This window comes from Paraburkholderia sp. Cpub6, assembly GCF_014201065.1.
GTDB classification, from domain to species: Bacteria; Pseudomonadota; Gammaproteobacteria; order Burkholderiales; family Burkholderiaceae; genus Paraburkholderia; species Paraburkholderia tuberum.
Map to the genome: position 1 here is coordinate 1 of NZ_JACHDM010000059.1, position 11,178 is coordinate 11,178.

Consider the following 11,178-nt stretch of genomic DNA (forward strand, 5'->3'; position numbering starts at 1 on the left):
TGCACGTTCCCGGACTTCAGCAGAAAACTTGTTCGACTTGTTCATGGCTCCATTTTCTCAAGAGTTGGAGCCTCCACCAAATCCGGGGCGGTTCAGTTTGGAAACGCTGTCGAAAAAGAAGCAAGACTGACCTTGCCCTCGTTTGACGAATCCCATAGCTGGGTGAATTATGCGGCTTCGCCTCTCTGAGCTGCGACCCAGTTCTTTTCGAACGTCATGGGGCTGACGTAATTGAGTGTCGAGTGTAACCGGCATGCATTGTAAAAGCCCAGCCAGTCAATTACCTCATCCATCGCGGCACGCCGCGTGGCGAAATGTCTTCCATGCATACGTGCGACCTTCAGCGAACCCCACAGACTTTCGGTCGGCGCATTATCCCAACAATCGCCGCGTCGGCTCATCGACGAACGCATGCCATAGGCCTTCAACGTGTCCTGAAACAGGCCGCTGCAATACTGGCTACCCCTGTCGCTATGCACGATTACGCCGGAGTCAGGGCGTCGCCGGAACCACGCCATGCGCAATGCGTCCGTGACCAGTTCGGCCTTCATGTGCGGCTGCATCGACCAGCCAACCACCTGCCGACTGAACAGGTCGATGATGACCGCGAGGTACACCCAGCCCTCGGCTGTCGCCAGATACGTGATGTCGGTTGTCCAGGTCTGGTTAGGCGCTGTGGCAGTGAAATTGCGCTCCAGCAGATTTGGCGCAACCGGCAAATCGTGGTTCGAGTTTGTCGTCGCGATGTACTTGCGCTTGTGGCGGGCTCGAATGCCGTGCTGCGCCATCAGCTTGCGAACCCGCTCCTTGCCCACGCGTACACCACGTGCGAGCAGTTCCTTCCACATGCGCGGCCAGCCGTATTCGCCCTTGACCTGTGTGTGAATGGCCTTGATGTTTGCGAGCAATGCATCGTTACTCACGCGGCTTCGGTGAGGCTTGTCCTGTACGCTGCGTCGCTGGCGCTGATGATATCCGCTGGGACTGACTTCCAGCACTTCAGATAGCACCGAGACTGGCCAGTGGCGTCGATTACGCTCAATGAATGCGTACTTCACATCGACTCCCTGGCAAAGTACGCGGCGGCTTCCTAAGAAACTTACCTTCACACGGGCGAGTCCTGTGGTTGCAGTGAATACCCAAATTGGGCCGCGCGGCGATGAAGCTGCTTGATAACACGGTCCCTGTACTGCTGCTCGTAATGAGCCGCACCCGGGTCGCGATAGCCCATACCATAGCGCATCGCGTTATAAAACAGGACAGCAATCTTGCGCGCCGTCGCGGTCACAGCCTTGGCGTTGCCGATGCGCCCAGCGAGGCGCCGGTAGAATGCACCAAGCGCGGTATTGCTTCTTCCAACGGTCACCGCCGCAAGCCTCAGGGCGACTGTGATGCGACTGCTTGTTTTGCGCGTGTGCGATGACAGCACCTTGCCACCGCTGATCTTACAGCCGGGCGAAAGCGTGAGCCACGAAGTGAAATGTTTGGCGGTTGGCCATCGGCTCAAGTCCGTTCCACATTCGCCAATCAGACGCAATGCAAGGAACGGGCCGATGCCGTGAATTTGCGTCAGGTCGGTCCCCGCCAGTTGGTACATGGCCGTGCGCACATCAAAGTTGGGATCGCTAGGCAGCTTGCTGCGATGCTTCGCCTTCGGCAACGGCGCATCCGGAATCGGGTGAGCGATATTGAGAATCGCGACAGCGCGTTCGATCTCAACATCGCACTCGTCGATACACCGCTGGTAAAAGTCATACAGCGCAAGCGCCTGCTTCAAACCGAATACGTGCTCGGGCTGGTAGTTTCCCACCAGCGCACTACGAATGGTCTCAAGGCTTTCCTTGCAGCGGACGTCGCGCATCGCCGCCAACCTGTGTGGATCGCGTTCACCGGCGACGATCGCGCGGATGATCCGCATTCCAGTGACGCCTGTGATATCCGTGATCACGTGGTGCAACTGGATATTCATGAAGGTCAGCGCCTTCTGCATGTGCTGGATATGGGCGGCAGCATAGTCGGTATGCTTTTCGCGGCAACGCAGGTACGCGCGTAATTCCGCTATATCGCGGCCAGGCCGGAAACTTGCCCGTAGCAGCCCACACGCGTGCAGTCGCTGCAGCCATTGTGCGTCGTTGACATCACTCTTCCTTCCAGGGACTGCGCGCGCCTCGCGTGCATTGGCAAGAACGACTTCAAGGCCCCGGGACTCCAGCACCTCGTAGGCGGCGACCCAGTACACGCCGGTCGATTCCATCACAACCGTCTTTGTGCCGGTCGCGACGAGCCAGTTTGCCATGCGTTGCAAATCGGCGGTAAATGCCTGGAATGTCTGCACTGGCTCGTCGCACAAGTCCGGACTGACGGCGACAACATGGAACCGTGAACCGATATCAATACCGGCCGCAAACGGATGAATGATCGGCAACCCTGAGGGTTTGGATCGTGTTTGGTCTTTTGGCATCACCCACCTCCTGGATAATCAGGCGCAGGACGGGGACTCGGAATAGATCAATTTCCTAAACGGGGTCGCCCGAAGACGCCACCACAGATGAGTCCGCAGCTTCCCCTGGGCCAGGTTTTTTGACGGGGTTCATACCTCCAAGAAGCATACGGCCACTGTCTCTGCGCGCATCGAGTGTACTCCCCCGGGAGTTTCTACTCATGAGGGGGGCGCGCAAGCGCGTGGGGCGGTTTTTTAAAATATCACGCTCCATCTTCAGGCGAGCTACTTCGGCACGCAGCCGCGCCAGCTCCATCTGTTCCGGGCTCACAGGCTTCGTGCCTGCGCCCGCCAGCTTGCCTTCCCGGTCAGCCTTCACCCAGTTGTACAGCGTCTGTTCAACCACGCCCAGTGTCGCCGCCACCGCTGCCATGCTTTGCCCGGCCTTGACCAGCCGCACCGCTTCCAGCTTGAACTCGAGCGTGTACTGCGCTCGCTTTGCCTTGCTTGTCATCGTTCTTCTCCTTGCTTGAGTTTACCTGCTCAGCAAGGGATTCGTTTTTCGGGGGCAAGCTCAGACGCATCTCAACGATTTCGAAGGTCTAACCTAAAAAAATCATCCGGGGCACTTTTGCAATGCGCAACCGCTCTCCACAGGGGGCCTTCCATTCAAGCCCCCCCGATGCTCCTATTTTGGCGACCAAACTTGCAGGGGTATTGGCCGTCCTGCCCCTGCTTTACGCATTGTGGCTCCAATTCACCGCGCAAACGCGTCACAGGTTCTTTGTCCACCCTAGCGCGCTCCTGATGTTCCTGTTCGTGATTACCACCCCCAACATTCTCTTGTACGCATGCGTCAGAATTTCTGGGCAGCGGACTGCGTGGGTATGTGTAACCGCATTGTTCGTTTTCGTTGCCATCGACTGCTGGGTGTTTAGCGTTGGCGGCGGTCCGTTCGTCGCTCCTGGTCTAGGCTTGATCGAACTGATGGTTGGTGGAGTTCTACTGCCGATTGCGGTTGCCACGGGTGACCGCCGAACCGGCCTTTAGTCTCTGCGGCAAAGGGTAAGGATTGTTGGCGATCTACGCGATGGTGTCGAACGTCCCGAACTGGCCGGATTCTGTCCGACGACGCTCGGCGGGAGTCGGCCCTTTCCCGTCCCCAGTTAGTTTCTGCGAATGCCACCACTGCGCCCCAGAGCGACTGTTCTGCCGCGCCGCCGCTCGAACGCAACTAGACGTCACCGTTGTGTCCCCGCCTGTCCATGCTCACAAAGGACTGTTCTGCGCATATTGAGCGAGCCGCTTGTCGATCCATCCCCGGTTTCTGGTGGCTTGTCACCCTCACCAGGTGCTATGTTAAGCACTGCGGGAATAGTGGCGAAAATCAGTGATGGAACAGGAATAATGGCGAAAATTATCAATCTCTACCGCTATCCAATCAAGGGTCTCTCTCCCGAGCCCTTGACGGAAATGGCCGTCAGCCACGAGCAAGGACTGTCCTTCGACCGCGCATTCGCGCTGGCGCTCGGCACGACGCGTTTCGATCCGGAAGCCCCCGAGCCGCTCGACAAGGGCTATTTCCTGATGCTGCGCAAGAATGAAAAGCTTGCCGCGCTGGCGACGCGGCTGGATCCAGAGACCGGCACGCTAACCATTCGCTATCGCGGTGAGCTTGTGCTTGAGGCGGCGACGACGAGTGCTGCGGGCCGCGAGGCGATCGAGGATTTCATGGCGGCTTATCTGGGCGAAGCGACTGAAGGCCGCCCCCGCCTAGTCTCGGCCGCAGGCCACAAATTCACGGATGTCGGCGTGGTCTCGCCGGTCATGATGAAAGCGATCTCGGTGATCAACCTGGCCTCCGTGCGGGCGCTTGAGGAGGCGACCGGGACTTCCGTGCACCCCCTGCGCTTCCGCGCCAACATCTATCTCGACGGCGTGCCTGCCTGGACGGAGCTCAACTGGCTCGGTCGGGAAGTCGAGATTGGCGGGATACGCTTTCGCGGAGCCCTACCGACGCGGCGCTGTGCCGCCATCAACGTCAACCCCGAGACCGCCACACGCGATGCCAATCTGCCGAAAGCGATCATGCAGCATTTCGGCCATGCCGATCTCGGCATTTATCTTGAGGTGCTGAGCGACGGCGTCTGTTCGGTCGGCGATGCGGTGACGGTCGCGGCCGCCGCCTGACGAGGCCGGAGGGGTAATCAGGGTTTCGAGATTCTGTTCGTCGGACCAGCGCTTTACTTCCGGCTTCCTTCGGATTCCAGGTTGCCCGCAGCACCGTTGCCTTTCGCTAACTTCCCCTTGTCGGGCCCGACGCGGTTTGGCCGAACCCGGAAGTTCGTCGCAAGCCGCACCGCCAACGGCGGCGAACTTCGGCTGTCGACCCGCTTCGGCCTGTCGGCACAGCACTACTGCAAAGGCAGCTTTCAAGGGTTCAACAGTCCTTCACAGCCCTTGGCTGCCAGCACGTTCCCCGCGGTGAGAAAGTGGTGTTGCCGGCTCCATCCAACGGAAGACACAAAGCTTCTTCGATTTCAACGACCCCATCGGACAATGCCAGCAATCGGCTGAAACGCCTGATTGCGTCCCTCGCCAACAGTCGGGCGGGCTTGCCATACGTCACATCATGCCGCCGGTGGCGCTGCCTGCGCCGCCAGTGCCGGATGGAGGTGTGGAGGTCGTTGCGAGCGGATGGGCAAGCCCCGCCGCTGACAGCAGCGAGACGGCGGCTGGATCGGGCGAGCCATTGGCGTCGATGGCACCTGCTGTTGCCAACGCGCCGAGATCGCTGTCGACACCTGCTTGCCCGACAATAAACGGTGTCGTCAGAAACGCCGGTACCGTCAACGTGACCGCGTAGTGCTGCTGCAGATTTGTGACGACCGCAGATTGCGCAGCGAGCACGTAGGTCTGGTTTTCCAGCACCTGCTGGAATTGTGAACTGCTCGGGAAGGCCGCAATCAGACTGGTTACGCTGGTGCCGAGTTGCGAAGCCAGATAGACGAGCATGAGCTCTGTCTCGGGCGTCGTATTGAAGGTGCCGCCAGCAAACGCCACCGAATGTAGGGCTGCGCCACCGGAGGTCGCGGTGAGGATGCATGGAAGCGTGGCGTTGGTCGTAATGCTGTAGTTCCCTGCGCCGTCCGACACGGCAGAGCCGGAACCCTGCGCACAACTGAAGCGGACCGTAGCGCTGGCGAGTGCCTTGCCGGTGGCGGCCGTGCCCGATAGGCGGACACTTGGCATCCCGTTTCCGCTGACACAGCCGTCCAGGCTGACGCACGCGCTGCCGCCGCATCCGACGAGCGTTGCGACCGAAGCCACGCAAAGTGCAGCCAGCGCCGGGCAGACGAAACGCGCATTATGAGTGCTCATGGCCGCCTGCAATTGATAGACAGTGACAAGACGGCTGGTCCTGGGTAAAGAGACCGGCGCAGTTCTTTAATTTTAAGCCCGATGCGCCGAAACCGCTCTCCGCGTCGACCACACCCGCCTCAAAAGCGCCTGTTCGATTCGCGTGAAACCGGTCATGTCAGAAAGTGCGACCATTGCGATGGCGCGACCGGCGGTTGGCCGACGACACGACAACTACGATTTGCACCCGAACGTCCGTTGCCTGAGTGAGGCGACGTTTGAATGGCCGTGTGAAAAGGTAGGGCAATGGCCGTAGATGGCCGCACTGATCCATTAGTGAAGCGCCCTCGCCTACCCGAACGCAACGCCGCCGGACATGAGAACCGGAGAGTAGGACGGCGCGGCCGGCGCTGGCACGACCACCGGAGGCGCAGGAGGCAGTGCGCCGACGTTGCCCATGAGCTGGACCGTTACGTTGGACACGCGGACATGGTGCGGCGCCTGTCGGCGAAGTCTCTTCTCGGCACGCCTACTCGACACCGTCGGCGACGGCGCATCACGCTCGAGCTGCTCGACGGCATCGAGCAGCGCCTGCAGCGGGTCGACGTCGACAGTCGCCACGGGATCCGCCAGCTCGACGCCGAGCGTCGCCGGCACGGACGCCACAACATCCGTCACCTCGATCGCATCGCCGATCGACCGGTCATACACTTCTTCGTCGAGCAGCCAGTCCAGCGCCGCCGGCGCACGGTACGCGAATTGTGGCGCGCACTCCTCATCACGCAGCACAGCGACGATCAACTCATCCGTATCGACGGTTTCAGCGATCGTGCGAGTCTTGACGACGCCGCCGGCCCGATACGTGATGGCGCGCTGATCGAGGCGCGCCAACTTACGCGGTGCTGTGCCCTTAGAATTCTTGCCGATCCGGAGCTCTCGAGCTCGGTTGTAGCAGCTGATGCATAGATGCTTGCCGATCAGGCGAGGGACGCCCGTATGGCAGCGCCCGCAGATCGTCATTCCCTTGAGTTGCGACGGATTGTGATCTAATCGACCAGCGTGCGCCGCGCCGATAGAACAACGGCGGCACGTATGGAAGCGATCGGCGTCGACATCTGTACTATCAGCTCTCTCCCAACGGGTGCCGCACGAGGAGACCGACATCGTCGCCCTCAAGCGATCGCACGCGAAGTGGCGAACACCTGGCAATAATCCGCCGTCAATCTCGAAATAAACCGGCAGCTCCACGCCGCGCACATTGGCGCCGCGCGTGTTGACCGCGTCGTATTGCTCACCGGCGGGCGCAATCGGGACCGTAGGGCGCGCAACTTCGACTCCGGGGCCGTGCCGGTACACCGCAGCCTGGCGCACGAATGCGGCGATATGCACGTCGCCATCTTCGCGCAACCGAGCGGCTGCTTTGCTCACGGTGTTGGTTAGCGCACCCAGCCGATTGGCGAGTTCCGTCACGGTAGCGTCGCCTTCTCCCAGCAGCTCGAGCACACCATTGCGGACAACTGGATTCGCCATGAAAAACACCTTGCGCCGAGCGCGGTACATTGAGCAAAACAGCGGGCAGCAGGCGCCGCCGGGCAACCACTATCCATCCGAGCGAACGAGCTTGAGCAGGTCCACCGGCAGCGCACGGCCGCGCCGGTACGCCGTCGTCGCACGCAGGATGTCGTCGCGCGAGATATGCCCGCCCATGAATGCACTGATCACGGGATCGATCTCGGACCACTGGCACGGTTTTTCGCCGGCCGCGCGTTGCTCGAGCGACTCAGGCAACGGCGCCGCCAGAATCGAGCGCAGGAAGTCGGCGCGATCGGACATCACGCCAATGCGACCACGATTTCGATCAAGTCGTGCGGAATCGGACGATTGCACATATATGCTTGATTGGCGCGCACGATATCACTTACCGATACGCGGCCGTCGTGCAGCCCCTTGCACAGCAAGTCGTGCATGTGGCCCGTCATGGGCTTACCGAAGTCGAAACAGGGATCAGGTTCCGGCACCAGCTCGAGCGGCACAGGCTCCGGCGTTACCGATTTCACGAACAGGATCGGCAGCGGTGCGGCCGCCGGCGCCTTAACGAACACCACACGTCGGCGCCCGGCTTTCATGCGTTGCTCAGCTTGCGCAAGATGTACGTCGGCAGAGCGCGCTTATCATTGAAGGCCTTTTCGACGTCCGCGACTTCCTCTTTCGACATCTCGCCGGCGCGAGCCAAAGCGTGACACGCCTGGAGTTGCTGCTCAGTCACCGGGCAATTGAGATCCTTGCCTTGCGCATATGCCTTCATTTCGCCAATCGCGCGCGCGACGCGTAGTGCGGTGTGCTCGCGAGGCTCTGCAGACGGCTTATCTGTCGTCGCTGTCTTGCCTTTCACCATCACATGGTCGCCGACCTTCACGCCCCCTTCGCGGATCGTCGCAGGCTTGCCCGTGAACGGCTTCGCCTTGTCCGCGTCGAGTCCTGCTTTCGCCATTACTTCGCGAATGGTCTGCGACTTGACGAGCGGCTTCTGCGCGCTATAGCCCCTGTCGACCGACGCCGCGTGCAGTTCATCGAGCAGGGCTTCAAACTGGTTGGTACGTGCCATCATTTACCTTTTGCTTTGATTGCCGGACGCATGCACGTTGCACGCGCCTCGAGCTGGGTGCGCGCCACGCGCGGCGCAGGAGCAGCCGGCGCGGAAGCCTTCACGCGCCGCGCGTCGCGCAGGTGACTGCCCAGCGCCTTGAGCGCCGCGCTCATCGGCAGCGCCGGCGTCAGCGCATTGCGGCCGTGTTGACGTTGTGCCTTTCGGATGTCTCTGCTGCTCATCTTGAATCCTAGGGAAAAAGACCGATCGACGATCACGCCGACCGGCTTGAAAGGGTCCGGCGAGTCAAGCACGGACCCAACGGAGATAAACGTTACTTGGCCGGTGCCGCCTTCGACAGCGCCTGGATCAGCTCGGCGACGGCCATCATGTTGACGATCGCGGCCGCGCATTCAGGTGATCCGTCCAGCGCCTTGCTGATGCAGACCTCAGTGATCGGCATGGCCGACCGGCGGACGCGCTTCGCGACCCCAGCGCTGATCGTTCTGAACGAGACCGGACGTCCGCCCGGGTTCCGGACCTCGCCGGGCGCGACCCACACCGCCGCGTTGCCAGGCACGCCTTTCTCGAATGCCATGATTGGGATCCTTATGCGCGAAGTGCGCCCGTCCTGTTGAGCCAGTCCAGGTCGTCGCCGAGGCGGTAGATCGAGAACACTTTCGCAGCACGCTCCATCGGCGACGTGGCCGAGCTGCGCTTGAAGCCCACAAGCGACCTGAGCGACGCGACGAATGCGGCCTCCGCCTTTTGCGTATGCGCGAACAGGTGATCGAAGATCACGGTGTTTTTCTCTGCCGTCAGGGCAGCGCGGGCGATGCCGATAGCCGCGCGGGGTGTTGCGACGTCGACCGTGTCTCACTTCGCCTCAGCTTCTGCATGAAGCGACGTCAACTGCTCGATATCAAGGCTCAGCGCGTAGAGCTCAGCGGCGCCGTCGGTTGCGCCTGTAGCGCGCTTGGCCTTAAGCTCAGCGTGACGCTGGACGGCCTTGCTCAGCAAGTGCCCGACGTGATCCGCTTTTTCCTGCAGCGCGTTGAACGCGGCGCCGACCTTTTCGATTTCGTGATTCGCGATTGCGATATTGCGAGCGGCGTGCTCGAAGCGGGCAATATCGGCCGAGATGCGTTCGGTCACACCATGCGCGGCGAGCACCGCATTCACAGCGCCCGCCGGCCCCTGATGATTAAAGTTTGTTGTCACGACCTGTTTCGCATATCTAATGGAACGAAACCGGCGTTCTTTCGGTACAAACAGGCGGACGACCAGAAGGCCGTCCGTGTTCGATCAGCTGGCCAGCAGCTTCGCCCAAGCGCCAGCGCCCAAGCATCGATCCGTCGCGTCGCCAATCCGATCGGACGCAGCGTACGCAGCCGTTGTCGCCGCCTCAGCGTGCTCGATGTGCTGCTTCACGACGCGCGCGAGAACCTGCGCTTGCCGACGCTCGAGCAGCGCTGTCGCATGGCACAGTTTCCTGAGCGCCTCGCCCGACTCGACGCCGCTGGCCAGTTCGCGGGCATCGGCTCGAGCCGCACGCAGGTCAAACAGGCATGCGGCGAGCATGACCACTTGCTTGCGCGCCTCACCGGATGGATCGCCGGCGACGCATGCCTGCACGGCCGCCCGACGCTTGGCTTCGGTCTCGCCGATGACATCGTCCAGATGCGCGAGCGCGGCCGTCGTCGAGACGGCGGCCGCTTGCGCCTGCTCGTACAGCCGTCGGGCCACAGCGACGTCGCGCGCGGCAGACACAAGACTCTCCTCTTCCGGTCCTATCAAGAACGGGATGCCGACGCCGAGCAGCGTGCGATTGAGTGCGTCGATGGACGGGCCAAGGGTCGCCTCGATCGCGGTCTGCAGGCCGTCATCGGCACGTGCAGCGGCGCTATCGCCGGCAGCAGTGGTCGCCCGCAGTGCGTTACATGCCGCGTCGATCTGGCCGTTCAGTTCGGCGACGATCGCCGCGTGCTCAAAATTGCTCATGTCCGGTTTCCGTAATGTCGTTGTGTGCGGGGCGCGTTGTGCTCCTCCGCTGGTTGTATGGTCGTGTCACGATGTAATCGAGTGACCCTCTAATGGAGCGGAACTGGAGAGCAAGACGCATAAACCGTCGCGCGTGCGTCACAGGAAACGGCGTTCGACAGCGCCGCGACTGGCTCTATAAGGTGTACAGATTCGAGCCGGCCGTATTGGTCCGAAAACATGGGCTTGAAATAGTTGACCGTAATTTCGATCCGCGCGCTTATTCGATCCATCACAATTTCGAGCTAGATGGGAGCCAGCATGCGACGTGTCTACTACGGACGGATCTCCACCACAGACGGGCAGAGCAGTGCGAGCCAGTACGCGGATGCAGAGGCACAAGGGATCGAACGAGAAGACACGTTCATTGACGAGGGCGTCTCCGGATACCACGTCGCGCCAATGGACCGTGAACAGTGGCCACACGTCGAGCGCGATTTGCGCAAGGGAGGTGTGCTGGTCGTCCGGTGGCTGGATCGGATCAGCCGCCGATACGACGAGCTGCACGAGACTATGCAGCGTCTCATGAAGGCCCGGGTTAGAGTCGTGTGTACTCTGAACGGCATGGAGTTCGACGGCGGCGCCACGGACGCGATCAGCAAGGCCACACGAGATGCGGTACTTGTGTTCATGGCCGCGCAGGGTGAGGCGGATTACCTAGAGCGTGTTAGGCACTTTCTGTCAGACCTGGTAACCTGGCGGGATGATAGAACGCAAGCCATACCCGACAGATGTTTCGGACGAGGAATGG

13 protein-coding genes and 2 pseudogenes are annotated in these 11,178 nt (G+C 61.2%); 2 read left to right on the forward strand and 13 right to left on the reverse strand.

The genetic code is table 11. From position 1 onward, the window contains the following. Nucleotides 1–167: 167 nt before the first annotated feature. From HDG33_RS36115 to HDG33_RS36125, 3 genes and pseudogenes are all read right to left on the reverse strand, one after another. Nucleotides 168–1,088 (reverse strand): annotated as a pseudogene (locus HDG33_RS36115) (IS3 family transposase); the annotation flags it as partial. A gap of 17 nt (nucleotides 1,089–1,105) precedes the next feature. Beyond that, a complete protein-coding gene (locus tag HDG33_RS36120) occupies nucleotides 1,106–2,461 on the reverse strand; it encodes an IS110 family transposase (protein WP_184040996.1) in 1,356 nt (451 codons plus the stop codon). 211 nt (nucleotides 2,462–2,672) lie between these two features. Then, nucleotides 2,673–2,954: pseudogene (locus tag HDG33_RS36125) on the reverse strand (transposase); the annotation flags it as partial. Nucleotides 2,955–3,847: 893 nt separating this feature from the next. On the opposite strand from HDG33_RS36125, the gene HDG33_RS36130 reads away from it, so the two are divergent. Further along, nucleotides 3,848–4,630 carry an MOSC domain-containing protein gene (locus HDG33_RS36130; protein WP_184040999.1) on the forward strand — a complete coding sequence of 261 codons (783 nt, stop codon included), beginning with the start codon at nucleotides 3,848–3,850 and terminating at the stop codon, nucleotides 4,628–4,630. Nucleotides 4,631–5,065: 435 nt separating this feature from the next. Here the strand turns inward: HDG33_RS36130 and HDG33_RS36135 are convergent, their stop codons facing one another. The 10 genes from HDG33_RS36135 to HDG33_RS36180 form a co-directional block, all read right to left on the reverse strand. Further along, nucleotides 5,066–5,821 carry a hypothetical protein gene (locus HDG33_RS36135; RefSeq protein WP_184041002.1) on the reverse strand — a complete coding sequence of 252 codons (756 nt, stop codon included), beginning with the start codon at nucleotides 5,819–5,821 and terminating at the stop codon, nucleotides 5,066–5,068. Nucleotides 5,822–6,151: 330 nt separating this feature from the next. After that, the gene (locus tag HDG33_RS36140) at nucleotides 6,152–7,330 is read right to left on the reverse strand and encodes a winged helix-turn-helix domain-containing protein (protein ID WP_184041005.1); all 1,179 of its coding nucleotides are present in this window, start codon (nucleotides 7,328–7,330) and stop codon (nucleotides 6,152–6,154) included. Nucleotides 7,331–7,399: 69 nt separating this feature from the next. Beyond that, on the reverse strand, nucleotides 7,400–7,633 hold the full coding sequence (locus HDG33_RS36145) for a hypothetical protein (protein ID WP_184041007.1): 234 nt from the start codon (nucleotides 7,631–7,633) through the stop codon (nucleotides 7,400–7,402). Then, nucleotides 7,633–7,926: a hypothetical protein gene (locus tag HDG33_RS36150; RefSeq protein WP_184041010.1), complete on the reverse strand. Its 294-nt coding sequence runs from the start codon at nucleotides 7,924–7,926 to the stop codon at nucleotides 7,633–7,635. The genes HDG33_RS36145 and HDG33_RS36150 overlap by 1 nt, the downstream gene beginning before the upstream one ends. Beyond that, nucleotides 7,923–8,408, reverse strand: a complete 486-nt coding sequence (locus HDG33_RS36155; RefSeq protein ID WP_184041013.1) for a hypothetical protein — start codon at nucleotides 8,406–8,408, stop codon at nucleotides 7,923–7,925. Before HDG33_RS36155 ends, HDG33_RS36150 begins: the two co-directional genes overlap by 4 nt. Then, on the reverse strand, nucleotides 8,405–8,701 hold the full coding sequence (locus HDG33_RS36160; protein WP_184041016.1) for a hypothetical protein: 297 nt from the start codon (nucleotides 8,699–8,701) through the stop codon (nucleotides 8,405–8,407). Before HDG33_RS36160 ends, HDG33_RS36155 begins: the two co-directional genes overlap by 4 nt. 20 nt (nucleotides 8,702–8,721) lie before the next feature. Beyond that, the gene (locus tag HDG33_RS36165) at nucleotides 8,722–8,985 is read right to left on the reverse strand and encodes a hypothetical protein (RefSeq protein ID WP_184041019.1); all 264 of its coding nucleotides are present in this window, start codon (nucleotides 8,983–8,985) and stop codon (nucleotides 8,722–8,724) included. A gap of 11 nt (nucleotides 8,986–8,996) precedes the next feature. Next, a complete protein-coding gene (locus HDG33_RS36170) occupies nucleotides 8,997–9,188 on the reverse strand; it encodes a hypothetical protein (protein WP_184041021.1) in 192 nt (63 codons plus the stop codon). Nucleotides 9,189–9,263: 75 nt separating this feature from the next. Continuing rightward, a complete protein-coding gene (locus HDG33_RS36175; protein WP_184041023.1) occupies nucleotides 9,264–9,569 on the reverse strand; it encodes a hypothetical protein in 306 nt (101 codons plus the stop codon). A gap of 123 nt (nucleotides 9,570–9,692) precedes the next feature. Then, nucleotides 9,693–10,388: a hypothetical protein gene (locus HDG33_RS36180; protein WP_184041025.1), complete on the reverse strand. Its 696-nt coding sequence runs from the start codon at nucleotides 10,386–10,388 to the stop codon at nucleotides 9,693–9,695. A gap of 300 nt (nucleotides 10,389–10,688) precedes the next feature. Here HDG33_RS36180 and HDG33_RS36185 point away from each other — a divergent pair. Beyond that, a partial coding sequence (locus tag HDG33_RS36185) for a recombinase family protein (protein ID WP_184041027.1) occupies nucleotides 10,689–11,178 on the forward strand: 490 nt, incomplete at its 3' end.